Below are 25,444 nucleotides of genomic sequence, written 5' to 3'. Positions count from 1 at the left end.
TTTGGCGGCCGAACGGGCGATGCCCCGTTCCCCGCGCGCTGCGGGGAACGGGGCATCGTTGACGTACGCCGCCTCGGGCCTTGGACACTGTCGCGGCCGCACCGGACTCGGCCCGGCCGCCTTACGGTGCCGACGCCGAAGGCGTCCTACGCACCCATCATGTGTACGCCGCCGTCGACGTGGACGATCTCGCCCGTGGTCCGCGGGAAGAAGTCCGAGAGCAGACCCACGACACCGCGGCCGGCCGGCTCCGGGTCGGCCAGGTCCCAGCCGATCGGGGCCCGGTGGTTCCAGACGTCCGCGAGCTCCTCGAAGCCCGGGATCGACTTCGCGGCAATCGACTTGATCGGGCCGGCCGCGATCAGGTTGCAGCGGATGTTCCTGGCGCCCAGGTCGCGGGCGAGGTAGCGGTTGGTGGACTCGAGCGCCGCCTTGGCCACGCCCATCCAGTCGTACTTCGGCCAAGCGATGGTGGCGTCGAAGGTGAGACCGACGACCGAGCCGCCCCGCTCCATCAGCGGCAGGCAGGCCATGGTCAGCGACTTGTAGGAGTACGCGGAGACCTGCACCGCGGTCGACACGTCCTCCCAGCCCGCCTCCAGGAAGTTGAAGGCGCCCTGCGGGCCGAAGGCGATCGAGTGCACGATGCCGTCGAGGCCCGAGTCGTCGCTGGAGTGCTCGCGGATCTTGTCCGCGAGGGAGTCCAGGTGCTCCTGGTTGGTGACATCGAGTTCGATGACCGGGGCGGGCTTGGGCAGCCGCTTGGCGATGCGCTCGACGAGGGTGAGCCGCCCGAAGCCGGTGAGGATGACCTCCGCGCCCTCCTCCTGCGCCACCTTGGCCGCGTGGAAGGCGATGGACCCCTCGGTGAGGACGCCCGTGACGAGAATGCGCTTGCCGGCGAGGATTCCACTCATGGTGATCAGTGACCCATGCCCAATCCGCCGTCAACGGGGATGACGGCTCCAGTGATGTACGAGGCGTCGTCGGAGGCGAGGAAGCGCACCGCTGCGGCAATCTCCTCCGGCTGCGCATAGCGGCCGAGCGGCACCTGCGAGACGATGCCCGCGCGCTGCTCGTCCGTGAGCGCCTGAGTCATGTCGGTGTCGACAAAGCCGGGTGCGACGACGTTGAACGTGATGTTCCGCGAGCCCAGCTCACGGGCGAGGGAGCGGGCGAAGCCCACGAGACCGGCCTTGGAGGCGGCGTAGTTGGCCTGCCCCGCCGAGCCCAGCAGCCCGACCACTGAGGAGATCAGCACGACACGGCCCTTCTTGGCGCGCAGCATGCCGCGGTTGGCGCGCTTGACGACCCGGAAGGTGCCGGTGAGGTTGGTGTCGATGACGGAGACGAAGTCCTCCTCGGACATCCGCATCAGCAGCTGGTCCTTGGTGACACCGGCGTTGGCCACCAGCACCTCCACCGGACCGTGCTTGTCCTCGATCTCCTTGTAGGCCTGCTCCACCTGCTCGGCGTCGGTGATGTCGCACTTGACGGCCAGGAAGCCGGCCGGCGGCTCGCCGGAGCGGTACGTGATCGCGACCTTGTCGCCGGCATCTGCGAACGCGCGGGCGATGGCGAGGCCGATGCCCCGGTTTCCTCCGGTGACGAGAACCGAGCGGCTCAACGGATCACCCTTTCGATAGCGGTCTGGTACCTCGGAAACCTATCGGTCCTGTCCCTCTCGCGGAGAATCGGGCCCTGACAGCGCCTTCATCCAGTCACTGTCGGGTCCCTACAGAATGGCGCTGGGCAACCAGCCCTCCGGCGCGACATGATCAGGGCGACCCGTCTCGACGACAGGAGACATCCGTGCCTCATTCCATCGACGAAGCCTTCACAGCGCTGCCGCTGCGGGCCCTCGCCGACGCGGCACTCGCCCGGGCGCGTGCGCTCGGCGCCGAGCATGCCGACTTCCGCTTCGAGCGCGTACGCAGCGCGGCATGGCGGCTGCGCGATGCCAAGCCCGCCGGTTCATCGGACACCACGGACCTCGGGTACGCGGTCCGGGTGGTGCACGGCGGCGCCTGGGGGTTCGCCTCCGGGGTCGACATGACCATGGACGCGGCGGCCAGGGTCGCGGGCCAGGCGATCGCGATGGCCAAGCTCTCGGCGAAGGTGATCGCCGCGGCGGGCTCCGACGAGCGGGTGGAGCTGGCGGACGAGCCGGTGCACGCCGACCGCACCTGGATCTCCTCGTACGAGATCAATCCGTTCGGGGTGCCGGACGAGGAGAAGACCGCGCTGCTGACGGAGTGGAGCGTGCGGCTGCTGCGGGCGGAGGGGGTGGCGCACGTGGACGCGGCGCTGCTCACCGTCCAGGAGAACAAGTTCTACGCGGACACCGCGGGCACCGTCACCACGCAGCAGCGGGTTCGGCTGCATCCCTCGCTCACGGCCGTCGCCGTCGACGAGACGACGGGCGAATTCGACTCGATGCGCACGATCGCGCCGCCGGTGGGGCGCGGCTGGGAGTATCTGACCGGCACGGGCTGGGACTGGGAGTCCGAGCTGGAGCAGATCCCGCCGCTGCTGGCCGAGAAGATGCGTGCGCCGAGCGTCGAGGCCGGGCGGTACGACCTGGTGGTCGACCCGTCGAATCTCTGGCTGACCATCCATGAGTCGATCGGCCACGCCACCGAACTGGACCGGGCGCTGGGGTACGAGGCGGCGTATGCCGGGACGTCCTTCGCGACCTTCGACAAGCTGGGGAAGCTGGCGTACGGCTCCTCGATCATGAATGTGACGGGCGACCGGACCGCCGAGCACGGGCTTGCCACGATCGGCTACGACGACGAGGGCGTCGCGGCGCAGTCGTGGGACCTCGTGAAGGACGGCACGCTGGTGGGCTACCAGCTGGACCGGCGGATCGCGAAGCTGACAGGCCTCGGCCGGTCCAACGGCTGCGCGTACGCGGATTCGCCCGGCCATGTGCCGGTGCAGCGGATGGCGAACGTATCGCTGCAGCCGGAACCCGGTGGTCTGTCGACGGAGGATCTGATCGGCGGGGTGGAGCGCGGGATCTATGTGGTCGGCGACCGCTCGTGGTCGATCGACATGCAGCGCTACAACTTCCAGTTCACCGGGCAGCGCTTCTTCCGCATCGAGAACGGCAGGCTGGCGGGTCAGCTGCGGGATGTGGCGTACCAGGCGACGACGACGGACTTCTGGGGCTCGATGGACAAGGTGGGCGGCCCGCAGACGTATGTGCTGGGCGGCGCGTTCAACTGCGGCAAGGCCCAGCCGGGCCAGGTCGCGGCGGTCTCGCACGGTTGCCCGTCCGCGCTGTTCCGCGGCGTGAACATTCTGAACACGACGCAGGAGGCGGGCCGGTGAGCGGGCACCACGCAATCTTCCGGGGGTCCGGGGGGCGCCCCCCGGGCAAGCACAGTCTCAACACGACGCAGGAGGCCGGTCGATGAGCCGCAACAGCAAGCCGCACGAGATCGTCGAGCGGGCCCTGGAGCTGTCCACCGCCGACGGTTGCGTCGTCGTCGCCGACGAGCACTCCTCCGCCAATCTGCGCTGGGCCGGCAACGCCCTGACCACCAACGGCGTCACCCGCGGCCGCACCCTCACCGTCATCGCGACCATCGACGGCGCCGAAGGCACCGCATCCGGTGTCGTGTCGCGCTCCGCCGTCACCGCGGACGACCTGGAGCCGCTGGTTCGGGCCGCGGAGGCCGCCGCCCGCGGGGCCGACCCCGCCGAGGACGCCCAGCCGCTTGTCGAGGGGGTCCCCTCCTCCCCCGACTTCACGGACGCGCCCGCCGAGACCTCCTCCGCCGTCTTCGCGGACTTCGCGCCCGCGCTGGGCGAGGCCTTCGCCCGCGCCCGGGCCGGTGAGCGCGAGCTGTACGGCTTCGCCAACCACGAGTTCACCTCCACCTATCTCGGTACGTCGACGGGGCTGCGGCTCCGTCATGACCAGCCCAACGGCACGCTGGAGCTCAACGCCAAGTCGCCGGACCGCTCGCGTTCCGCCTGGGCGGGCCGCGCCACGCGGGACTTCAAGGATGTCGACCCCGGCCTGCTCGACGCGGAGCTCGCACAGCGGCTCGGCTGGGCGGAACGCCGGATCGATCTGCCCGCGGGCCGGTACGAGACGCTGCTGCCGCCCACCGCGGTGGCGGATCTGCTGATCTACCAGATGTGGTCGTCAACGGCCCGGGACGCGGCCGAGGGCCGGACGGTGTTCTCCAAGCCGGGCGGCGGCACCCGCGTCGGCGAGACCCTTTCGCCGCTGCCGCTGACCCTGCGCAGCGACCCGAACGAGCCGGGACTGGAGTCCGCGCCGTTCGTGATCGCGCACTCCTCCGGCGACGACGCGTCGGTCTTCGACAACGGTCTGCCGCTGTCGGCGACGGACTGGGTGCGCGGCGGAAAGCTGGAGCACCTGATCACCACCCGGCACAGCGCCGGTCTGACCGGGCTGCCGGTCGCCCCCGGGATCGGCAATCTGATCCTGGACGGCGGCGGTGAGCGTTCACTGGACGAGATGGTCTCGGCGACCGCCCGCGGGCTGCTGCTGACCTGCCTCTGGTACATCCGCGAGGTCGACCCGGCGACGCTGCTGCTGACCGGGCTGACCCGGGACGGCGTCTACCTCGTGGAGAACGGCGAGGTGGTCGGCGAGGTGAACAACTTCCGCTTCAACGAGTCGCCCGTCGACCTGCTGTCCCGGGCCACGGAGGCCGGCCGCACCGAAAAGACGCTGCCGCGCGAGTGGGGCGACTGGTTCACGCGGGCCGCGATGCCCGCGCTCCGGGTCCCGGATTTCAATATGAGTTCGGTCAGCCAGGGCGTATAACCTCGTACACAGTCCATTGGCACAGCGAAGGAGACGCGAGAGACGTGACGGACATCGTCGACGAACTGCAGTGGCGGGGGCTGATCGCCCTCTCCACTGACGAGGACGCATTGCGCAAGGCGTTCGCGGACGGTCCCGTCACGTTCTATTGCGGCTTCGACCCGACGGCGCCCAGCCTGCACCTCGGCAATCTTGTCCAGATCCTGACCATGCGCCGGATCCAGCTGGCGGGCAATCGTCCGCTGGGCCTGGTCGGCGGCGCCACCGGTCTGATCGGCGACCCGAAGCCGAACTCCGAGCGCACGCTCAACGCGCCGGAGGTCGTCGCAGGCTGGGTGGACCGGCTGCGCGGCCAGATCGAGCGGTTCCTCGACTTCGAGGGTCCGCACGCCGCGATCATGGTCAACAACCTGGACTGGACGTCGGGTCTGTCGGCGATCGACTTCCTGCGCGACATCGGGAAGTACTTCCGGGTCAACAAGATGATCGCGAAGGAGGCGGTCTCCCGGCGGCTGAACTCCGACGCGGGCATCAGCTACACCGAGTTCAGCTACCAGATCCTGCAGGGCATGGACTTCTTGGAGCTGTACCGGCGGTACGGCTGCGTCCTGCAGACCGGCGGCAGCGACCAGTGGGGCAATCTCACCGCGGGCACCGACCTGATCCACCGGGTCGAGCCGGAGGCCGCGGTGCATGCGCTGGCCACCCCGCTGATCACCAAGGCCGACGGCACGAAGTTCGGCAAGACGGAGACCGGCACGGTCTGGCTGGACGCTGAGCGGACCACTCCGTACGCCTTCTACCAGTTCTGGCTGAACGCGGACGACCGGGACGTCTCCAAGTTCCTGCGGATCTTCAGCTTCAAGTCCCGCGAGGAGATCGCGGAGCTGGAGAGGCTCACCGAGGAGCGGCCGCAGGCGCGTGCCGCGCAGCGGGCGCTCGCGGAAGAGCTGACGACGCTCGTCCACGGCGCGGACCAGTGCGCGGCGGTCGTCGGCGCGTCGAAGGCGCTCTTCGGGCAGGGCGAGCTGGCCGAGCTCGACGAGCCGACGCTGCGCGCGGCACTCTCCGAACTGCCGCACGCCAGGGTCGCCGAGCCGGCTCCGGTCGTGGACCTGTTCGCCGAGGTGGGTCTGGTGGCCAGCAAGTCGGCGGCCCGCCGCACGGTGAAGGAGGGCGGGGCCTACGTGAACAACGTCAAGGTCACGGCCGAGGACGCGGTGGTGGCCCCGGAGGATCTGCTGCACGGCCGCTGGCTCGTACTGCGCCGGGGCAAGAAGAACCTCGCCGCGGTCGAGGTCACGGGTTAGGCAAAACAGCGCGGCGGCCGGGCGGGCATCGTGCCCGGCCGGCCGCCGCCGCTCTGCGCGCGGGCGCCCTCAGGCTCTGCTTCTGCGGCGGCGTGAGGAGTTGTAGACCTTGTCCCCGAAGAGGACGAGGAGGACAGCCGCACCGAGCTGAAGGGCATGACGGCCCCAGTCGATGCCCCTGGTCTCCTCGATGCCCAGCCCCGATGCCATCCAGTTGCCGAGCAAGGCCCCACCGATGCCCAAGATGGTGGTCAGCCAGAGGGGCAGGTGCTGCTTGCCCGGGATGAGCGCCTTGGCGATCAGCCCGAGTACGAATCCCACGATGATCGCCCACAACCAGCCCATGGCTGCCTCCTCGTACGGCTCTGCGTGAGCAGTTACGCCTCAGTCTCGGCTTGTCCGCCATACAGCGCATGTCGGGCGGCGCCATACGCGCGAAGACGCAGCCCGCGCCCGCAACCCGGGCCCGACCCCCTCTCGTAGGTGTCGGAGCTGCGGCGTACCGTGGAAGCCGTCAGGACCGGGGAGTGTCCGACATGGAAACCTGGTGGTGGAACGTGATGCGGAAGCACGGCAATGCGGAGGTCTTCCGGATCACGGGAGCCCGGCAGGGCCTCGCCGATGATGTGCGCGGCCGACAGCGCCGCTATGTGATCTCCATGTCGGTGCGGACCCTGTCGGTGATCCTCGCCGCTGTCCTGTGGAATGTGGAACGCCCTGTGGCGATCGTGGCGCTGGTGCTCGGCGGAATTCTCCCGTACATCGCCGTCGTGATCGCCAACGCGGGCCGGGAAAGCGCTCCTTCGCTGCCCTCGACGTTCGTCACCGTACCTACTCCGCCGATGATCGCCCCCGCCTCGACCGCCCCCGCCGCGGAACCCGAGCCGGAAGCCGACGCCGGCCGACAGGAGCGTCAGCAGCGGGAACAAAGCTGATTCCACCGCGCCTGGGAAGCTCAGGAAAAGCTCAGATCAATCATGAAGTTCCGGTGCACCGCACCCCGCATGCCGTGACATACTTCGAAGCGCGCTCCGCATCCCCCGTCGGAGCGACGGACCGACGCCGGGCAGCTCCCCCCGTGGCTGCTCGGCGTCGCCATGTGGTGGCCTTCTCCGTACGGACGTAAGAGTGAGTGACGAGACCCCCATCTGCTCCGCGAAGGGCTGCCGCGCCGACGCGGTCTGGGTGCTCGCGTGGAACAACCCGAAGCTGCACACCCCCGAGCGCCGCAAGACGTGGCTCGCCTGTGACGATCACCGCGAGCATCTCTCCAACTTCCTTGGCCTGCGCGGCTTTCTGAAGGATGTGGTGACGCTCGAGGAGTGGGAGCGGGGCCACGGCTCCGGCTCAGCCGCGGATCACTGACGCTGGTCCGATGACGGTCAGCCGCCGTACTGACGCTGGTCCGGCCGACGCTCAGCCGCCGATCGCCGACATCGGGCGGTCGGGCTGCAGGAACGACGGATCGTCGAGGCCCGAGCCCGCCTTCTTGCCCCACATCGCCAGCTTCCAGATACGGGCTATCTCCTCGTCCGGAGCCTCGGAGCGCAGCGCCGCGCGCAGATCCGTCTCCTCGCGGGCGAACAGACACGAACGCACCTGACCGTCGGCGGTGAGCCTGGTGCGGTCGCAGGCCGCGCAGAAGGGGCGGGTGACGGAGGCGATGACCCCGACGCGGTGCGGTCCGCCGTCCACGATCCAGCGCTCGGCCGGCGCGGAGCCGCGCTCCCCCTCGCCCTCGGCGGTGAGCGTGAAGCGCGTACGCAGCGAAGCGAGGATGTCGCCTGCGGTGATCATCCCGTCGCGCTTCCAGCCGTGCTGCGCGTCGAGCGGCATCTGCTCGATGAAGCGCAGCTCGTAGTCGTTGGCCACGGCCCAGGCAAGCAGCTCGGGGGCCTCGTCGTCATTGAGGCCGGGCATCAGGACCGTATTGACCTTGACCGGGGTGAGGCCCGCGGCGCGGGCGGCCTCCAGGCCGTCCAGCACATCGTGGTGGCGGTCGCGACGGGTCAGGGTCTTGAAGACGTCGGGCCGCAGGGTGTCCAGCGAGACATTGACCCGGTCCAGGCCGGCGGCCTGCAGGGCGCTCGCCGTGCGCTTCAGTCCGATGCCGTTGGTGGTCAGGGACATCCTGGGGCGGGGCTCGAGCGCGGCGCAGCGCTCGACGATTCCGACCAGGCCGGGGCGGAGCAGCGGCTCTCCGCCGGTGAAGCGGACCTCGGTGACACCGAGGTCGGTGACGGCTATGCGGATCAGCCGGACGATCTCGTCGTCACTGAGCAGATCGGGTTTGGCGAGCCACTGCAGGCCTTCCTCGGGCATGCAGTACGTACAGCGCAGATTGCACCGGTCGGTAAGCGAAACGCGCAGGTCAGTGGCCACACGGCCATAGGTGTCGATGAGCACAGTGGGCCCCCTCCCCGGTTCAGCGGATCTTATTGCCTCCGAGCCTACGCCAGAGGTCCGACAACGGAGGGGGCCGATTGTCACGAGGAGCGGCACGGCCGCGTCGTAGGACTCTACGACGCGGCCGTGCCAGGCATGCCTGCGATGCCCGGTCAGTGGGCGGTCGGATGCCCGGTCAGTGGGCTCCGATCCCGGTGAGGGACTTGACCTCGAGCTCCGCGTACTTGCCCTTGTCGGGCTCCTCCTTGGACAGCAGGGTGCCGAGCCAGCCCAGCAGGAAGCCCAGCGGGATCGAGATGATGCCCGGGTTCTCCAGCGGGAACCAGTAGAAGTCCGCCCCCTTGAACATGGAGGTGGGCTTGCCGGAGACGACCGGTGAGAAGAGCACCAGCACGACGGCCGCGGTCAGACCGCCGTAGATCGACCACAGAGCGCCCTGCGTGGTGAACCTCTTCCAGAACAGGCTGTAGAGGATCGTCGGCAGGTTCGCCGATGCGGCGACCGCGAAGGCCAGAGCGACCAGGCCGGCGACGTTCAGATCGCGGGCGAGCGCGCCGAGCCCGATGGATACGACGCCGATGGCGACGGTCGCCCAGCGGGCCGCGCGGACCTCTTCCTTCTCGGTGGCCTTGCCCCTGCGGATGACGTTCGCGTAGATGTCGTGGGCGAAGGAGGACGAGGAGGCCAGGGTCAGGCCCGCGACCACCGCGAGGATGGTGGCGAAGGCGACCGCTGAGATCACCGCCAGCAGAATGGAACCGCCGGTGGATCCCGAGCCTCCGCCGATCTCCAGGGCCGCCAGTGGCGCGGCCGTATTGCCCGCTTTGTTGGAGGCGATGATGTCGCCGGGCTTGAGCAGGGCCGCGGCTCCGAAGCCGAGCACGATCGTCATCAGATAGAAGGCGCCGATGATGCCGATCGCCCAGTTCACCGACTTACGGGCGGCCTTCGCGGTCGGCACGGTGTAGAAGCGGATCAGGATGTGCGGCAGGCCCGCGGTGCCGAGCACCAGCGCGATGCCGAGCGAGATGAAGTCCAGCTTCGATGTGCCGGTCTTGCCGTACTTGAGTCCCGGCTCCAGGAAGGACGCGCCCTTGCCGCTGTTCTCGGCCGCCTTGCCGAGCAGGTCGGAGAGGTTGAAGTTGAACTTCAGCAGGATCAGGAAGGTGATGAGCACGGTGCCCGCGATGAGCAGGACCGCCTTGACCATCTGCACCCAAGTGGTGCCCTTCATGCCACCGATGGTGACGTACACGATCATCAGTACGCCGACCAGGGCGACGATCGCGACCTTGCCCGCGTCGCTGGTGATGCCGAGCAGCAGCGAGACCAGCACGCCCGCGCCCGCCATCTGCGCCAGCAGATAGAAGATCGAGACGACGATGGTGGAGGTGCCTGCGGCGGTGCGGACCGGGCGCTGGCGCATGCGGTACGCAAGGACGTCACCCATCGTGTAGCGGCCGGAGTTGCGCAGCGGTTCGGCGACCAGCAGCAGCGCGACCAGCCAGGCGACCAGGAAGCCGATGGAGTAGAGGAAGCCGTCGTAGCCGAAGAGGGCGATGGCGCCGGCGATGCCGAGGAAGGACGCGGCGGACATGTAGTCGCCGGAGACCGCGAGCCCGTTCTGGAAGCCGGTGAACTGGCGGCCGCCCGCGTAGAAGTCGGCGGCGTTCCTGGTCTGGCGGCCGGCCCACACGGTGATGAACAGGGTGGCGACGACGAAACACGCGAAGAGCGTGATGATCAGCGGCCGGTGCTCGCTCGCCCCGTCGGCGGCCAGCTGGACGGTGGGATACGCGGCGTGCGCGGCGCTCATGCGTCGTCCTCCATGCGGGACTTGATCGCCTCGGCCTTCGGGTCGAGCTTCGCGGCTGCATGACGCGAGTAGAGCCAGGCGATGAGGAAGGTGGTGGCGAACTGGGCGAGTCCGAAGACGAGGGCGACGTTGATGTTGCCGAAAAGCTTGGTGCCCATGAAGCCGCCGGCGTAGTTGGACAGCAGGACGTAGAGCAGGTACCAGGCGATGAACGCGACGGTCAGGGGGAAGGCGAAGGAGCGGTATGTGCGGCGCAGTTCGCCGAATTCCGCACTCTCCTGCACCTCGATGAACTGCTCTGTCGTGGGCTGAGCTGCACTGGTGTCCGTACCGCCTGGGGGCGACGGTGCATCGGTAGCCACGGAATCTCCTCGCGACGCGGGTGCGGTGGGGGTGGACAAGGGGGCCTCACTGGGGGAGTGGTTTTGATGTTGCTCCACCCCCTGACAACGGCACGGAGAGCACACCGGACCGGTTCAACATCGGCCTTTTTCTTCCCGGTTTTCTTCGGGTTTCTTCTCGAACTGATTGATGGGCGGCCATGATCGGCGATAGCTTCGCTGGTCATGTACCCGCCCATTTCATAGGGGTCTGGGCGGGACACGGATGATGTGGAGAACCCATGGCTCATCTGGGATCCAGACGGCGGCGCGCACTCGCACTTCCCGCCGGTCTGGCGCTCACGGCCTCGCTCGGCTTCCTTCCCGCGGGAGCCGCCTCGGCAGCCCCGGCGGACGAAGTGCCCGCCGCGGTGGCGACCGACGGTCCGAAGCTGTCGTACGTGGTGAACGTCAAGGGCGGTCATGGCACCGCCAAGTCGGTGAAGAAGGCGATAGCCAAGGCCGGCGGTTCGGTGGTGATCGCGTATGACCAGATAGGCGTCATCGTCGTCCACTCGCAGAACCCCGACTTCGCCAAGACGATCCGTCAGGTCAGGGGCGTCCAGTCGGCCGGTGCGACGCGCACGGCGCCGATCGCTCCGGCGGCGGACACGGCGATCGGCTCCGAGCGCCCGCTGACCGCCCAGGAGGCGAAGACCGCGGCGGCGCAGGCCACCGCCGGCCAGGACCCGCTCGAGCCGCTTCAGTGGGACCTGCCCGCCATCAAGGCGGACAAGGCTCACGAGAAGACGCTGGGCAGCCGGAAGGTCACGGTCGCGGTCATCGACACGGGTGTTGACGACACCCACCCCGACCTCGCGCCCAACTTCGACGCCAAGGCGTCGGCCAACTGTGTGACCGGCAAGCCGGACACCACTCCCGGCTCCTGGCGGCCGGCCGCCAATGAGAGTGACCACGGCACGCATGTCGCGGGCACGATCGCCGCGGCCAAGAACGGCGTCGGCGTCACCGGTGTCGCCCCGGGCGTCAAGGTCTCCGGCATAAAGGTGGCGACCACGGACGGCTTCTTCTACACCGAGGCGGTCGTCTGCGGCTTCGTCTGGGCCGCCGAGCACGGCGTCGATGTGACCAACAACAGCTACTACACCGACCCGTGGCTGTTCAACTGCAAGAACGACCTCGACCAGGGGGCTCTGGTCGAGGCACACCGCCGGGCCATCGGGTACGCGGAGCGCAAGGGCGTCGTGAACGTCGCCGCGGCCGGCAACTCCAAGATGGACCTCGCCGCCGACGAACTCCCCGACGCGACGAGCCCGAACGACACCACCCCCGTCGAGCGGGTCATCAACCCCCGTGAGTGCCTGGACATTCCCACCCAGATTCCCGGGGTCGTCACCGTCTCCGCGCTGGGTGCGAAGAACCTGAAGTCCTCGTACTCCAACTACGGTCTCGGCGTCATCGACATCTCCGCCCCGGGCGGTGACTCGACCCTCTTCCAGCGGCCGGACGCGCCGGCCGTCGACGGCCGGATCCTGTCCACGCTGCCGGGCGGCAAGTACGGCTACAAGGCCGGCACGTCGATGGCCTCGCCGCATGTCGCGGGCGTCGTCGCGCTGATCAAGTCGAAGCACCCGCACGCCTCGGCGGCGCAGGTGAAGGCGCTGCTGTACGCGGAGGCGGACGACACGGCCTGCACCAACCCGTACGACATCGACGCCGACGGCAAGGTCGACGCGGTGTGCGAGGGCCCCAAGGGCAAGAACGCCTTCTACGGGACGGGTGTCGCGGACGCGCTGGACGCGGTTCGCCGGTAACAGCAGGCGGAACAGTGCTGTTCGGGGCCGGACGCGGCGTTTCGCGTCCGGCCCTGTGCTGGTTCTACGGCTTGATGAGGACCTTGAGCGCGGTGCGCTCGTCCATCGCCCGGTAGCCCGCGGGGACGCCGTCGAGGCCGACCGACAGGTCGAAGACGGGCGACGGGTCGATCGTGCCGTCCAGGACGTCGGGCAGCAGCTCCGGTATGTAAGCGCGCACGGGCGCGACGCCACCGCGCAGGGCGATGTTGCGGTCGAACATGACGGAGAGGTCCAGGCCGGTGCCGCTGCCGTGCGGCACGCCGACATAGCCGATCGCGCCGCCGTCGCGGGTGATCTCGACGGCCGTGCGCATCGACTGCTCGGTGCCGACGGCCTCGATCACGGCGTGTGCGCCCTGACCGCCGGTGAGCTCGCGGACGGCCGCGACGGCCGCGTCGCCGCGCTCGGCGACGACATCGGTGGCCCCGAAGGTCTTGGCGATGTCGGTACGCGCCTGGTGGCGGCCGAGCGCGATGATCCGCTCGGCGCCGAGCCGCTTGGCGGCCAGCACACCGCACAGCCCGACCGCGCCGTCACCGACGACCGCGACGGTGGAGCCCCGGGTGACGCCGGCGCCGATCGCCGCGTGGTGCCCGGTGCCCATGACGTCGGAGAGCGCGAGCAGCGCGGTCAGCAGCCGGTCGTCGGACACGGCTTCGGCCGGGAGCTTGACGAGGGTGCCGTCGGCGAAGGGCACGCGTACGGCCTCGCCCTGGCCGCCGTCGTAGCCGACCGAGCCCCAGAAGCCGCCTTGCGGGCAGGACGTCTGCAGGTCCTCCGAGCAGAAGTCGCAGGTCCCGTCGGACCAGACGAACGGCGCGACGACCAGGTCTCCGGGCCGGAAGCCGGTGACCTCGGAGCCCGCCTCCTCGACCACGCCGAGGAACTCGTGGCCGATGCGCTGGCCCGGCCGCCGGGCCGACTCGCCGCGGTACGCCCACAGGTCACTGCCGCAGATGCAGGCGCGCAGGACGCGCAGCACCGCATCGGTGGGTTGCTGGATCGCCGGGTCGGGCACCTCCTCCACGCGGATGTCGTGCGGAGCGTGGATGACGGTGGCGCGCATGCTGCGGGTCCTTGCTGATCAGACGGATGTGCAGCCCTCCACGGTACGCCTGTGGGGAAGCGGTCGGCACTCCGGTGGCCGGCAGCAGGGGCCGCGCAGCGGGTGAGCATGATCCAGAAGTCGGGCATGGGTTGCCCCGCCGCCGAGTCGGACCTCAGACGCCCGCCGCGCCGAGCAGCGAGCCCGCTCCGTAGGTCACCGCCATCGCCAGTGCTCCCCCGCCCACGTTCCGCAGCACCGCGGGCCTCAGCGCCGCGGCGCCCAGGCGGGCGCTCCACCAGCCCGTCAGGGCCAGCGCCGCGAGCACCGACAGGACCGTGACCAGCAGGCGCAGGGACGAGGGCGGCAGGACGATCGCCAGCAGTGGCAGCAGCGCCCCCACCGTGAAGGCCAGGAAGCTCGCGCCCGCCGCGTGCCACGGGTTGGCCAGCTGGTCCGGGTCGATGCCGAGCTCCACGCGCGCGTGGGCGCGCAGTGCGTCCCGTTCGGTGAGCTGTTGCGCCGCCTCGCGGGCCACTTCCCGGGACAGGCCGCGGTCCACCAACAGCCCGGTCAGCTCCGCCAGTTCCTCCTCCGGCTGCTCGCGGAGCTCGCGCCGCTCCAGCGCCAGGGCCGCCTTCTCGGAGTCCCGCTGGGTGGAGACGGAGACGTACTCACCGGCCGCCATGGACAGGGACCCGGCCAGCAGTCCGGCGAGACCGGCGGTGAGCAGAGCGGCGCGCGAATCGGTGGCGCCGGCGACGCCGACGACGAGGCCCGCGGTGGAGACGATGCCGTCGTTGGCGCCGAGGACCGCGGCCCGGAGCCAGTTGAGGCGCGTGCCGAGGGCCCCGTCGTGGGCCTCGTCGTGGCGGTCGTGGGCCTCGTCGTGCGTCGATGGCTCAGTCATCCCGGGAGGGTAACTCCCTCTGTCACCAGACGCGCACCGACCCGCCTTTGGCGAACGCAGGGCTCGTCGCCTCCGGCGGAACGTCCGTCAGCGGCTCGGCGATCTCCTCGACCGTCGGACCCACCCTCGCCGCGATCGGGTCGAGGAGGCCGAGGTCGAAACCGTAGACGCGGGCGGCGTTGCCGCCGGTCATCGCCGCGACCTCGTGCCTCGGCAGGCCCGCGTAGGCGATGCGGAGGCCTTCGCGGGAGTACGGGGTCGTGCCTTCGTCGTGCGGATAGTCGCTGCCCCACATGATCTTGTCGAGGCCGATCCGGTCGCGCAGCGGCACCTCGTGCGGGCGCATGAAGCTCGCGCCGACGAAGCAGTTGTCGCGCCAGACCTCACTGGGGCCGCTGCCCATCGAAGCGGCAAGCCCCGCACCGAACTTGGACTCCGCGGTGGCGGCCTCGGTCGCAGCGGCCACCAGCCGGGCATGGTAGTAGTCCAGCATGTCGAGCACGCCCGGGATCCAGCCCGAGCCCTGTTCGGTGAGGACCAGCTTCAGGTCCGGGTGGCGGCGGAAGGCGCCGCCGAAGATCAGATGCCACAGGGCCCGGTGCGAGAACCACGTCGTCTCCACCATGAACACCGCACGGGCCGCCGGTTCCTCGCCGAGCGGCGGGGACGCCGATCCACCGTGGTGGTTGACGGGTACGCCGAGTTCGTCGCAGACCGCCCAGATCGGGTCGTACGTCTGCGCGTACAGCTCGGGAAGGCCGGAGCCCGGTGGCGTACCGGGCAGCAGGATGCCGCCCGTCAGTCCCGCCGACGCCACCCGGCGGATCTCGCGAACCGCCTCGTCGACGTCGTTGAGCAGGATCTGCGCCACGCCTGCCCGACGCCCCGGTGCGGCGGCGCAGAAGTCGGCGAGCCAGCGGTTGTGGGCGCGCAGACCGGCCCAGCGCTGCTCGTACTCCTCCTTCGACGGCGCCGGGGCCATGAGTGAGGCGCTGGGGAAGAACGGCGGGATGGTGTTGGGGAAGACGACTTCGGCCACGATGCCGTCGGCCTCCAGCTCGGCAATGCGCCGGTCGGAGTTCCAGTTGCGGTCCGCCGTGTCGGCGAGGAGATCCTCGTACGGATTGACGTACGTGGCAGCCCAGGCGTCGAAGTCGTCGTGGTACGCCTTCTCCAAGTACGGCTTGTAGTCCAGGAGATCGGCCCCGGCGTGGCAGTCGGCGGAGATGACGGTGTAGCGGTCCGCTTGGTCGGTCATGACGCCCCCAGGACCGGGAAGTCGTGGTCCGTCAGCCAGTGCCGGCCCACCTCTCGCGACCTCGCCCAGGACGCCTCCACGGCCGACTGGTCCGCCGACTGGCCGAGTTCGGCCGGTGTCGGTCCGATGCGACGGGCGATCGGGGCCAGCTTGCGGGTGTCGAAGCCGAAGACCTCGGCCGCTGCCAGGCCCAGCATGCGGCGGGTCTCGGCGACCGGGATGTCATGGAAGGTTCTCGCCAGCCACGCGCGCGTGTCGGGCCAGGTGCCTTCAGGATGCGGGAAGTCGCTGCCCCAGAGGATGTTGTCGACCCCGATCTCGTACCGCTGGGCGAGTTCGCGCCGCTTGGTGTTGGTGGCGCAGATGAAGACCTGGCGGTCCAGATACTCGCTCGGCGGCCGTTTCAGCTCGGCGAACGGCGAGAGCTTCTTGCCGCCGTGCGCGCCGAAATAGAGCCGGTCCATGAACCAGAGCAGATTCGGCAGCCACCAGCACCCGGACTCGGCAACGCCGAACCTCAGACCGGGATGCCGCTCGAAGACACCGGACCATAGCAGGAACCACAGCGGGCGGGCCGGCCACCAGGTGACCTCGGAGACATAGATCCCCAGGTGGTCGCCGTACTCATGGCGCGGTGCCGCACCGGAGTGGGTGACCATGGGCATGCCGGTCTCGGCGGCCGCGGCCCAGATCGGGTCGTAACGCCGGTCGTGGTACGGCGCCTTGTCCACCCACATCGAGGGGATCATCAGCGCCCCGAGCCCGGACTCCTTGGCCCGGTGGATCTCGGCGACGACCCGCTCGACCTCGCCCGTGACGGGCAGCAGGGCCACCCCGCAGTGCCGTTCGGGGTTGGCCGAGACGAACTCGGCGAGCCAGCGGTTGTGCGCCTGTGCGCCCGCCATGCCGAGGTCGGGGTCCTGGTCGCCGGAGAGCCCGAGCCCCACGCCGAAGGGCGCGGCCGTCCGGCTGTCGACGGCGTCCGCGTCCGGGAAGACCACCTCGGCCGCCACTCCGTCGCCGTCGAGCTCCTTGAGCCGCTGGGCGGGGTCCCAACCGCCCTTCAGCCCTTCCTCGTTGTCGCTGAACCACTTGCCGGCGAAGGCCTCGTTGCGTACGCCGAGCCGGGTCATCTCCTCGCGGCGGCGGTCGCGCCCGGCGAGGAATTCGTCGAAGTCCCGGTGGAACCGGGCGTCCAGATAGGGCCGGTACTGCTCGGTCGGCAGTCCGGCGTGGCAGTCGGAGGAGATGATCAGGTACGGATCCCGCGGGTCCTGCTGTGCCGTCATCACATGTCCCTCATCAGTCCAGAATGAATTTCTCCAGGTACGACGGGTTGGCGCGGTCGAGCATCGACTGCGCCCGCGCGCGGATCTGCCGGTCGCTGTGCTCGCTCGCCGGCAGCAGCCAGAAGCGACCGGCGCGGATCCCGTCCACGACGAACGCGGCGACCTCCTCGACCGGTGTGAACGCCACCTCGTGCCCGGCGTCCTTCATCGCCGCCTCCCACTGGTCGAGGCTGCGGTAGGGAGTTCTGCGCGGCCGCTCCTTGGCGTACCGCTGCGGCCTGTTGCGGTGCGACTCCCACAGCCCGGTGCGCAGCATGTGCGGTCCGGGGAAGAGGACGGACGCGCCCACGCGCGCGTGTTCCGCCTTCAGATGCGCGTACAGCGACTCGGTCATCGTCACGACGGCGGCTTTGGTGACGGCGTACACCGATGCGGTGGGCAGCGGCGCGATCCCGCCGTCGCCCGACGAGGTGTTGACGACATGGCCGGGCTCACCGCTCGCGATCATGTGCGGCACAAAGGCCTGGATGCCGTGGAAGACACCCCAGACGTTGACGGCGAAGGCCCACTTCCAGTCGTTGGGCTCGTGCTCCCACATCCGGCCCTCGGCGCCGGAGCCGACCCCCGCGTTGTTGCACAGCACATGGACGGCGCCGAAGGTCTCGTACGCGGCGTCCGCGAGCTCCGACACGGAGTCGCGGTCGCCGACGTCGACGGTCTGCGCGAACACCCGGGCGCCGTCCTGGGCGAGCTGGTCCGCCGCCTTGTGCAGAGCCGCCTTCTCGACGTCCGCGAGGACGACTTTCAGCCCCTCGGCCGCGAACCGCCGCGCCATGGCGAGCCCGATGCCGCTCGCCGCGCCCGTGACGACGGCGACCTGTCCCTGGCTCAGCTGCATCACAGGCTCCCCGTGGGCGGTCCGTCGAAGATCTGCTGCGGGTCGTCGTAACGCTGGTGGATGTACGGCAGCAGCGCCTGCGCGCTCACCCGCTCGACCGCCTTCCCCCGCTGGTCGGTGGTCTTCTCGCCGATGGTGAGCTCGACGAGACGGCGTACGGGGAGGTCGGCTACGGGGTCGTAGGCCGACTCGCGCAGCACCACGTCGCCGCCGAGCTTCTCCAGCCTGCGGAACTTCTCGTTGCGGATGCAGTGCACGAGTACGGGGTCTGCGTCGAAGCCCCGACCGTCCACCGCGGGCAGGAACTTGAAGTAGAAGTCCAGCTTCTCGGCCGGCTCGGGCAGCGGCAGCGGTCCCTCCACCGCGCCGCGCACCTCGACGAAGGCGATGCCGTGCCGGGCGAGCACGGCCCGTACCAGCAGACCGTCGCGTTCGACAGCGACCTCGCCCAGCTTCTTCGGCTCGCCGAAGACTTCGCGTCCGCCGATCAGCGCGCGCTCATGGGTCATCGGCATGACGAGCGGGTACCAGCCCTCGCGCCCGTCGTGCAGCGCCGCGACGGCCACCGAGCCCGCGCCTGGGGGTACCTCCCGCGCCGAAGGCTGCGGGGGAGGACAGCCGGGCAGCTCGACCCTGCTGATGCCCGCTCGTACAAGGGGCCGCTCGGTGGGCTTGAGGGGTGGCGGGAGTACGGCCGCCACCGCGTCCGGGTCGCTCTCCCACACCGCCACGACGCCCGTGGACCAGATGTCGGGGAGCCGGGAACCGGCTGCGCGGGCCGCGGCGATCTCCGCCTCGCTGCGCGCGCCGTACCGTACACGTGCCATGACGTACCACCCTTCGCTTCGTCGGGTCGGTTCTGTAACACAGTTACACCGGCAGCGATGAAGGGTAAAGACCCGTGCAGGCAGATGAGTTGAGGAGCGAGATGCCACGCACCGCGCTGACCCGCGAAGAGGTGCTCCGGACGGCGGCGGCCCTCGTGAGGCAGCACGGACCCGAAGCGCTCACGATGCGCAAGCTCGCCGCCGAGCTCGGCACTGCGGTCACCTCGATCTACTGGCATGTCGGCAATCGCGAATCCCTGCTGGACGCACTGGTGGAGCGCACGGTCCAGGAGATGGGCGCGATCCGGCCGGTGGGGCGCACGCCCGCGCAGCGCGTCGTCTCGGTCGCCCGCCTGCTCCGCCGTGAGCTGCGCGAGCGGCCCCACCTGATTGCGATGGTCCACGAACGGGGGCTCACGGAACGGATGTTCCTGCCCGCGCAGCAGGCGCTCGTCCACGAGGTGCACGCCGCCGGGCTGCGCGGGGCGCGCGCCGCCGAGGCCGTGCGCGCCGTCCAGTTCCAGGTTGTCGGCTTCGTACTCGTCGAGCGCAACCGCGAGCGCTCACCGGTCCAGTCGCCCGGCGAGGGCGAGCTGTGGGACGCGAGGACGGCGGAACACGACCCGGCGCTGGCCCGCGCGCTGGCCAGGCCCGCGGACCCGGAGCGGCTCTTCACCGCGTCCGTACGGGCGTTGGTGAGCGCACTGCTGGGGGCGTGAAGGAGCATACGGACCAGGCGGATCCGGCGTTGTCAGTCCCGGCCCGTATTCTCTGTGACCATGCTCGACGACCGTACGACTGCAGCGACAGCGTGGCCGGCCGCGTATCCACAGGGGTACGCGGTCGTCGACGTGGAGACCACCGGACTCGCCCGTGACGACCGGATAATCTCCGCTGCCGTGTACCGACTCGACGCGCAGGGCGATGTCGAGGACCACTGGTACACCCTGGTCAACCCGGAGCGCGATCCTGGTCCGGTGTGGATCCACGGTCTGACGAGCGATGTGCTGGAGGGCGCACCGCTCTTCGGCGATATCGCCGCGGAGTTCTCACAGCGGCTGGACGGCCGCGTCCTCGTCGCGCACAACGCCATCTTCGACTGGTCGATGATCGCCCGGGAGTACGCACGCGCGCAGTGCACGGCCCCCACCCGGCAGCGGCTGTGCACCATCGCGCTCTCCAAGGAGCTCCGGCTGCCGCTGCCCAACCACAAGCTGGCGTCACTCGCCGCGCACTTCGGGGTGGTGCAGCAGCGGGCGCACCACGCGCTGGACGATGCGCGGGTGCTGGCGGAGGCGTTCCGGCCGAGTCTGCACACGGCGGCCCGCGACGGGGTGCGGCTGCCGCTGCACGAATGCCGCCCGCTGACCGAGTGGTCGGACTCCCCGGTGACCCCGCGCATCGGCTACCAGGCGTCGTACGGCCAGTCGTCCGGTCAGTCTTCGTCCGGGTCCTCCTACGGGCAGTCGGCCTACGGCCACGGCAGCTGGCGGCCCTCGCGCAAGCGCCCGCCCTGCCCCTACCCCAACCCCGGCCGGTACGAAGTGGGCAGAGCGCTTGTCCAGGGCATGCGGGTGGCCTTCTCCGGCGACACCTCCGTCGACCGGGAGCTGCTGGAGGACCGGGCGATCGAGGCGGGCCTGCATGTCGCGACCAGCGTCTCCCGGCTGACCAGCCTGCTGGTGACCAACGACCCCGACTCGTCCACCTCGAAGACCGTGAAGGCGAAGTCGTACGGCACACCGGTCATCGACGAGGCGGCCTTCACCCAGCTGTTGCGCGACGTGGCCCCTGCAGACGGGTGACGGCCGGGCGTGCCGCCCACACCTCGGGGACCGTGCCGCGCACCCTGTGGCGCATGGCACGTTGCGAGGTATGCGGAAACGACTACGGCATGTCCTTCGAGGTGCACGCGCAGGGCGCCGTGCACGTCTTCGACTGCTTCTCCTGCGCCATTCACCGCATGGCGCCCATCTGTGAGCACTGCCGGGTCCAGATCATCGGCCAGGGCGTCGAGGTCGACGGCCACTGGTACTGCGGCGGGCACTGCGCCCGCGCGGAGGGGAGGGCGGGCATCGTCGACAAGGTGTGACGGACGGGCGGGGCGCCCGGCCCGGACGGGACCCCCCGTCCGGGCCCGAGGCGGCAGCGGGTACGGTCGAAACCGTGTACCGCTTCCTGTTGTCCCGCCAGTGGGTGATCCTCACCCTCATCGGCCTCGTACTCATCCCCACGATGATCGAGCTGGGCTTCTGGCAGCTCCACCGGCACCAGCACCGCGTCGCGCAGAACACACTGATCGCCGAGAACCTGCGGGCGAAGCCCGTTCCGGTGACCGAGCTGACCTCCCCCGGGCACACCGTCCCACGCGCGGACTACTGGCGCCGGGTCACCGCGACGGGCACCTTCGACACCGCGCACGAAGTCGTCGTACGCCGCCGCACTTCCGCCGACGACCGGGTCGGCTTCCATGTGTTGACCCCGCTGGTCCTGGCCGACGGCCGCGCCGTCCTGATCAACCGCGGCTGGATCCCGACCGCCGCCGACCAGAAGGCCTTCCCCTCCGTGCCGCCCGCCCCCAAGGGCACGGTGACCGTGACCGGCCGGCTCAAGGCCGACGAGACGACCCGGGCCAGCGGCATCAAGGACCTGGCCGGTCTGCCGCCCCGCCAGGTCATGCTGATCAGCAGCGCACAGCAGGCCGAGTCGCTGGGCCGCACTGTGCTCGGCGGCTATCTGGAACAGACCGCTCCCGAGCCCGCGGGCAGCAGCCCGGAACTGATCCCGGACCCCGACCACGACTCCATCGGCCCCCATATGGCCTATGCCGTCCAGTGGTGGCTTTTCGCCGCGGGGGTACCCGTCGGCTGGGTGATTCTGGTACGCCGCGAGAAGCGCGATCGCGAGGCCGCCGCGGACCCCAGCACCCCGGAGCCCGCCCCCGCGAGCGTCTAGAGCCTGTCTTCCGGACTGCCGGGAGGGGCCCTGACCATCACCCTGCTTACGTCCGGCGGTCACCCGCAGGCCGGACCTCGACTGCTTAACCGCCGCACTGGGCGGGAACACGCCAAAGCGTGACGCTACGCATCGAGGACTACGCCCTCATCGGCGACCTGCAGACGGCCGGACTCGTCGGCAAAGACGGCTCCATCGACTGGCTGTGCCTGCCCCGCTTCGACTCGGCGGCCTGTTTCGCCGCGCTGCTCGGCAACAAGGAGAACGGCCACTGGACGATGGCTCCCAAGGGCGCGGGCCTGTGCACCCGGCGCGGCTATGTCGGCGAGTCGCTCGTCCTGGAGTCGGTGTGGGAGACCCGCACCGGCACGGTGAAGGTGACCGACTTCATGCCGCAGCGCGACGTGGCACCCGATGTCGTACGCATCGTGGAGGGCGTCAGCGGCTCGGTCGAGATGAGGGGCACGCTCCGGCTGCGCATGGACTACGGCTCCGTGGTGCCGTGGATGCGGCGGTCGGACGGGCATCGCGTTGCCGTTGCGGGCCCCGACTCCGTGTGGCTGCGCAGCGAGCCGGAGGTCAAGACATGGGGTCAGCAGTTCAGCACCGTCTCGTCGTTCACGGTCGGCCCCGGGGAGAAGGTGGCGTTCGTCCTCACCTGGCATCCCTCGCACCAGCCGCGGCCGACGCTCGTGGACCCGTACGAGGCGCTGGAGTGCAGCCTGGAGGACTGGACCGAGTGGTCCAGGAGCTGCTGCCGGACCGCGGGCCCCTATCAAGAGGCCGTCCTGCGCTCCCTGATCACGCTGAAAGCGCTCACGTACGCCCCGACCGGCGGAATCGTCGCCGCGCCCACCACGTCGCTGCCGGAGGAGCTCGGCGGGGTACGGAACTGGGACTACCGCTACTGCTGGCTGCGCGACTCCACCCTCACACTGGGCGCGCTGCTGGCGGCCGGCTATCACGAAGAGGCCGAGGCCTGGCGCGACTGGCTGCTGCGCGCGGTGGCCGGGGACCCGGCGGACCTCCAGATCATGTACGGGCTGGCGGGCGAGCGGCGGCTGCCCGAGATGGAGCTGCCGTGGCTGAGCGGCTACGCGGGCTCCGCGCCGGTCCGCACCGGCAACGAGGCCGTGACTCAGCTTCAGCTCGATGTGTACGGAGAGGTCATCGACTCCCTCCATGTGGCGCGGGAGGCAGGCCTGCCGGCGGAGAAGCACGCCTGGAACATCCAGTTGAGCCTGCTCGGCTTCCTCGAGTCGAAGTGGCGGGAGCCGGACGAGGGGTTGTGGGAAGTACGAGGTCCGCGCCGCCACTTCGTGCACTCCAAGGTCATGGCATGGGTGGCGGCGGACCGTGCCGTACGCACCCTGGAGGCGTGCCCCGAGCTGAGCGGCGACCCGGCGCGCTGGCGGGCGATGCGGGACGAGGTGCACCGGGAAGTGTGCGAGAAGGGGTACGACCCGGTACGGAACACCTTCACGCAGTCGTACGGCTCCGCCGAACTCGACGCGGCGACGCTGCTGATCCCGCGGTTCGGCTTTCTGCCGCCGGACGATCCGCGGGTGATCGGGACGGTGGACGCGGTGCAGCGGGAGCTCGGCACGGGCGGTCTCGTACGCCGCTACAGCACCGAGGGGATGCCGGTGGACGGGATGCCGGGGAGCGAAGGGGCGTTTCTGGCCTGCTCGTTCTGGCTGGCCGACGCGCTGCGGATGACGGGGCGGGCGAAGGAGGCGCGGGAACTCTTCGAGCGGCTGCTCGCGCTGCGCAACGATGTGGGGCTGCTGGCCGAGGAGTACGACCCGGTGGCTGGGCGGCAGCTCGGGAACTTCCCGCAGGCGTTCAGCCATATCGCTCTCGTGAACACGGCCCTCGCGCTGGGGCAGGAGGAGACGGCAGGATAGGCCCATGGATCTTGGACTGAAGGACCGTGTCTATGTCGTCACGGGTGCGTCGCGGGGGCTGGGCAACGCGACGGCGCGGGCGCTTGCCGCGGACGGCGCGAAGGTCGTCATCACCGGACGGGACGAGAAGACCGTCGCGGACGCCGCCGCCGAACTGGGGCCGAACGCCGTGGGCGTCGCCGCGGACAATGCCGACCCGGCGGGTGCGGAGCGCCTCGTCGCCGCGGCACGGGCGCACTTCGGCCGCTTCGACGGCATTCTGATCAGCGTGGGCGGCCCGGCGCCGGGCTTCGCGGCGGACAACACGGACGAGCAGTGGCAGGCGGCGTTCGACGCGGTGTTTTTGGGGGCGGTACGGCTGGCCCGCACTGCGGCGGCGGCGCTGGGCGAGGGCGGGGTCATCGGCTTCGTCCTGTCCGGCTCGGTCCATGAGCCGATCCCCGGCCTGACGATCTCCAACGGCCTCCGCCCGGGCCTGGCGGGCTTCGCGAAGTCCCTCTCGGACGAGCTGGGCCCCCAGGGCATCCGGGTCGTGGGCCTGCTTCCGGCCCGCATCGACACGGACCGCGTGCGTGAACTCGACGCGCTGTCGGGCGACGCGGAGGCGGCGCGCACGGCGAACGAGTCACGCATTCCGCTGCGGCGCTACGGGACGCCGGAGGAGTTCGGCAAGGCGGCGGCGTTCTTGCTGTCGCCGGCGGCGTCGTACCTGACGGGGGTCATGCTCCCGGTGGACGGGGGCGCACGCCACGGGTTCTGACACGGGGTGGGCCCTCGCGCCGCGCGCGGGGCTTCGCCCACCCACCCGCCCGATCACCGGGTCCGCCACTGGCGGGCGAGCAGCAGGCCCGGCGCTCCGCGCAGGCCCGACCACGGCGGCGCGAAGCCGCCGCTCACCCCGCGCGAGCGGGCGCGCCCCGTGACCCCGCGCCCTGAGGGTCCGGGGGGGAGCCCCGGTTCCGGAAGGCCGCGCAGCAGCCAACCCCGGCGCGAAGCCGCCACCGCGCGAGCGGGCGCCCCGCAACGTCGCGCCGCCCCAGGGGTCCGGGGCGAAGCCCCGGTTACGGGATGGAGGTACTCCCCCTCGCTGCGCCGGGGGCACCCCCACCCAGGCGAGCTCTGGGGGAGGGCGGGGTGGGGAAAGGCCCCGCGCAGCGGCCAACCGTTCCGCCCCGGCCAAACCGCGCCCCCTGAGGGTTCCGGGGCCAAGCCCCGGTTCGCGCGGAAGGACTCAACTCACCCTCTGCGCACCGTGCTTCGCCGCGCGGAGTCTGACCTCCGCCGGCAGCACCGCCAGCCCCGCCGAGTCACGCGCATGCCCCACCGCCTCCTCCGTCAGCCGCGTGAGCGCATCCCCGGGCGACGCGAACGGTTCCAGCAGCAGGTTCACCCGTGCCTCCGGGGCGCTGCGGCGGCCCGTCAGCATGACGTGGGCGCGGGCAACGCCCTCCAGGGATTCCGCCTCGCTCTCCAGGACGCCCTCCAGCGCGCGGCCCCGCAGCAACGCGCCCTCGCCGTCGCCGCTGTCGACCAGAACCTCCGCCAGCCGTGCCCGGCGGAACTGGGCGATCAGCCACCACAGCGCAAGCAGCACCACCACCGCCAGCACCGCGATGACCACCGGCCACCACCAGCCCTCGTCGCGCCAGCGATCCCGGGCCGCCTTGCTCAGCAGGACGTCGTCCGGGCCGTCCCAGGGCCACCAGGACGGCACCGGCCACCCGGCCCCCGCGGCGAGCACCGCGCCGCCCACGCACAGCAGCACCAGCCCGGCGAGGCCGAGCAGTACGCGATTGACCACCCGTAGCATTCGCGC

At 70.4% G+C, this 25,444-nt stretch carries 25 protein-coding genes; 12 read left to right on the top strand and 13 right to left on the bottom strand.

What is annotated here, in order from left to right; translation table 11 throughout:
• Window positions 1-146: 146 nt before the first annotated feature.
• Complete coding sequence (fabI, locus tag ACI2LP_RS22065; RefSeq protein ID WP_404726183.1) at window positions 147-917, bottom strand: enoyl-ACP reductase FabI; 771 nt, start codon at window positions 915-917, stop codon at window positions 147-149.
• Window positions 918-922: 5 nt separating this feature from the next.
• Window positions 923-1,627, bottom strand: a complete 705-nt coding sequence (fabG, locus tag ACI2LP_RS22060; protein WP_404726182.1) for a 3-oxoacyl-[acyl-carrier-protein] reductase — start codon at window positions 1,625-1,627, stop codon at window positions 923-925.
• Window positions 1,628-1,812: 185 nt separating this feature from the next.
• Here fabG and ACI2LP_RS22055 point away from each other — a divergent pair, with 185 nt between their 5' ends.
• From ACI2LP_RS22055 to tyrS, 3 genes are all read left to right on the top strand, one after another.
• Window positions 1,813-3,336: a TldD/PmbA family protein gene (locus tag ACI2LP_RS22055; RefSeq protein ID WP_404726181.1), complete on the top strand. Its 1,524-nt coding sequence runs from the start codon at window positions 1,813-1,815 to the stop codon at window positions 3,334-3,336.
• An 82-nt stretch (window positions 3,337-3,418) separates the two neighbouring features.
• Window positions 3,419-4,810 (top strand): metallopeptidase TldD-related protein, encoded by a 1,392-nt coding sequence (locus tag ACI2LP_RS22050; RefSeq protein ID WP_404726180.1) that lies wholly within the window; start codon window positions 3,419-3,421, stop codon window positions 4,808-4,810.
• Window positions 4,811-4,854: 44 nt separating this feature from the next.
• On the top strand, window positions 4,855-6,120 hold the full coding sequence (tyrS, locus tag ACI2LP_RS22045; protein ID WP_404726179.1) for a tyrosine--tRNA ligase: 1,266 nt from the start codon (window positions 4,855-4,857) through the stop codon (window positions 6,118-6,120).
• Between the two features lie 69 nt (window positions 6,121-6,189).
• On the opposite strand, the gene ACI2LP_RS22040 is transcribed toward tyrS, so the two are convergent.
• Window positions 6,190-6,465 (bottom strand): GlsB/YeaQ/YmgE family stress response membrane protein, encoded by a 276-nt coding sequence (locus ACI2LP_RS22040; protein WP_404726178.1) that lies wholly within the window; start codon window positions 6,463-6,465, stop codon window positions 6,190-6,192.
• Window positions 6,466-6,656: 191 nt separating this feature from the next.
• Between ACI2LP_RS22040 and ACI2LP_RS22035 the strand changes: the two genes are divergently transcribed.
• A complete protein-coding gene (locus ACI2LP_RS22035) occupies window positions 6,657-7,055 on the top strand; it encodes a DUF3099 domain-containing protein (RefSeq protein WP_404726226.1) in 399 nt (132 codons plus the stop codon).
• Between the two features lie 193 nt (window positions 7,056-7,248).
• Complete coding sequence (locus ACI2LP_RS22030; RefSeq protein WP_404726177.1) at window positions 7,249-7,485, top strand: hypothetical protein; 237 nt, start codon at window positions 7,249-7,251, stop codon at window positions 7,483-7,485.
• Between the two features lie 51 nt (window positions 7,486-7,536).
• On the opposite strand, the gene moaA is transcribed toward ACI2LP_RS22030, so the two are convergent.
• The 3 genes from moaA to ACI2LP_RS22015 all read right to left on the bottom strand — a co-directional run bounded on the left by moaA (window position 7,537) and on the right by ACI2LP_RS22015 (window position 10,704).
• On the bottom strand, window positions 7,537-8,526 hold the full coding sequence (gene moaA / locus ACI2LP_RS22025; protein WP_404726176.1) for a GTP 3',8-cyclase MoaA: 990 nt from the start codon (window positions 8,524-8,526) through the stop codon (window positions 7,537-7,539).
• A gap of 175 nt (window positions 8,527-8,701) precedes the next feature.
• Entirely contained in the window at window positions 8,702-10,342 is a 1,641-nt protein-coding gene (locus tag ACI2LP_RS22020) for a cation acetate symporter (RefSeq protein ID WP_404726175.1), read from the bottom strand.
• Window positions 10,339-10,704, bottom strand: coding sequence for a DUF485 domain-containing protein (locus ACI2LP_RS22015; protein ID WP_404726174.1), 366 nt, complete (start codon window positions 10,702-10,704; stop codon window positions 10,339-10,341). Before ACI2LP_RS22015 ends, ACI2LP_RS22020 begins: the two co-directional genes overlap by 4 nt.
• A gap of 260 nt (window positions 10,705-10,964) precedes the next feature.
• On the opposite strand from ACI2LP_RS22015, the gene ACI2LP_RS22010 reads away from it, so the two are divergent.
• Window positions 10,965-12,497 (top strand): S8 family peptidase, encoded by a 1,533-nt coding sequence (locus tag ACI2LP_RS22010; protein WP_404726173.1) that lies wholly within the window; start codon window positions 10,965-10,967, stop codon window positions 12,495-12,497.
• Between the two features lie 64 nt (window positions 12,498-12,561).
• On the opposite strand, the gene ACI2LP_RS22005 is transcribed toward ACI2LP_RS22010, so the two are convergent.
• The 6 genes from ACI2LP_RS22005 to ACI2LP_RS21980 all read right to left on the bottom strand — a co-directional run bounded on the left by ACI2LP_RS22005 (window position 12,562) and on the right by ACI2LP_RS21980 (window position 18,766).
• Window positions 12,562-13,605: a zinc-dependent alcohol dehydrogenase family protein gene (locus ACI2LP_RS22005; RefSeq protein ID WP_404726172.1), complete on the bottom strand. Its 1,044-nt coding sequence runs from the start codon at window positions 13,603-13,605 to the stop codon at window positions 12,562-12,564.
• Between the two features lie 154 nt (window positions 13,606-13,759).
• The gene (locus tag ACI2LP_RS22000) at window positions 13,760-14,494 is read right to left on the bottom strand and encodes a VIT family protein (RefSeq protein WP_404726171.1); all 735 of its coding nucleotides are present in this window, start codon (window positions 14,492-14,494) and stop codon (window positions 13,760-13,762) included.
• A 22-nt stretch (window positions 14,495-14,516) separates the two neighbouring features.
• Window positions 14,517-15,752, bottom strand: a complete 1,236-nt coding sequence (locus ACI2LP_RS21995) for an amidohydrolase family protein (RefSeq protein WP_404726170.1) — start codon at window positions 15,750-15,752, stop codon at window positions 14,517-14,519.
• Window positions 15,749-17,041 (bottom strand): amidohydrolase family protein, encoded by a 1,293-nt coding sequence (locus tag ACI2LP_RS21990; protein WP_404726169.1) that lies wholly within the window; start codon window positions 17,039-17,041, stop codon window positions 15,749-15,751. Before ACI2LP_RS21990 ends, ACI2LP_RS21995 begins: the two co-directional genes overlap by 4 nt.
• A gap of 13 nt (window positions 17,042-17,054) precedes the next feature.
• Window positions 17,055-17,939, bottom strand: a complete 885-nt coding sequence (locus ACI2LP_RS21985) for an SDR family NAD(P)-dependent oxidoreductase (RefSeq protein WP_404726168.1) — start codon at window positions 17,937-17,939, stop codon at window positions 17,055-17,057.
• Window positions 17,939-18,766, bottom strand: a complete 828-nt coding sequence (locus tag ACI2LP_RS21980; RefSeq protein ID WP_404726167.1) for an acetoacetate decarboxylase family protein — start codon at window positions 18,764-18,766, stop codon at window positions 17,939-17,941. Before ACI2LP_RS21980 ends, ACI2LP_RS21985 begins: the two co-directional genes overlap by 1 nt.
• A 101-nt stretch (window positions 18,767-18,867) precedes the next feature.
• Between ACI2LP_RS21980 and ACI2LP_RS21975 the strand changes: the two genes are divergently transcribed.
• The 6 genes from ACI2LP_RS21975 (at window position 18,868) to ACI2LP_RS21950 (ending at window position 24,388) form a co-directional block, all read left to right on the top strand.
• Window positions 18,868-19,485, top strand: a complete 618-nt coding sequence (locus tag ACI2LP_RS21975) for a TetR/AcrR family transcriptional regulator (protein ID WP_404726166.1) — start codon at window positions 18,868-18,870, stop codon at window positions 19,483-19,485.
• A 60-nt stretch (window positions 19,486-19,545) separates the two neighbouring features.
• Window positions 19,546-20,571, top strand: coding sequence for a DEDDh family exonuclease (locus ACI2LP_RS21970; protein ID WP_404726165.1), 1,026 nt, complete (start codon window positions 19,546-19,548; stop codon window positions 20,569-20,571).
• 53 nt (window positions 20,572-20,624) lie between these two features.
• Window positions 20,625-20,858 carry a hypothetical protein gene (locus ACI2LP_RS21965; RefSeq protein ID WP_307664289.1) on the top strand — a complete coding sequence of 78 codons (234 nt, stop codon included), beginning with the start codon at window positions 20,625-20,627 and terminating at the stop codon, window positions 20,856-20,858.
• Window positions 20,859-20,932: 74 nt separating this feature from the next.
• The gene (locus tag ACI2LP_RS21960) at window positions 20,933-21,721 is read left to right on the top strand and encodes an SURF1 family protein (protein WP_404726164.1); all 789 of its coding nucleotides are present in this window, start codon (window positions 20,933-20,935) and stop codon (window positions 21,719-21,721) included.
• A 119-nt stretch (window positions 21,722-21,840) separates the two neighbouring features.
• Complete coding sequence (locus tag ACI2LP_RS21955) at window positions 21,841-23,628, top strand: glycoside hydrolase family 15 protein (RefSeq protein WP_404726163.1); 1,788 nt, start codon at window positions 21,841-21,843, stop codon at window positions 23,626-23,628.
• Between the two features lie 4 nt (window positions 23,629-23,632).
• On the top strand, window positions 23,633-24,388 hold the full coding sequence (locus ACI2LP_RS21950) for an SDR family oxidoreductase (protein ID WP_404726162.1): 756 nt from the start codon (window positions 23,633-23,635) through the stop codon (window positions 24,386-24,388).
• A 471-nt stretch (window positions 24,389-24,859) separates the two neighbouring features.
• Here ACI2LP_RS21950 and amaP read toward each other — a convergent pair whose 3' ends face one another.
• Window positions 24,860-25,438, bottom strand: a complete 579-nt coding sequence (gene amaP / locus ACI2LP_RS21945) for an alkaline shock response membrane anchor protein AmaP (RefSeq protein ID WP_404726161.1) — start codon at window positions 25,436-25,438, stop codon at window positions 24,860-24,862.
• Window positions 25,439-25,444: the final 6 nt, after the last annotated feature.

The sequence above is a fragment of the Streptomyces sp. NPDC019890 genome, assembly GCF_044903445.1.
Lineage (GTDB): Bacteria > Actinomycetota > Actinomycetes > Streptomycetales > Streptomycetaceae > Streptomyces.
This window is presented reverse-complemented; position numbering and strand designations above follow the sequence as displayed.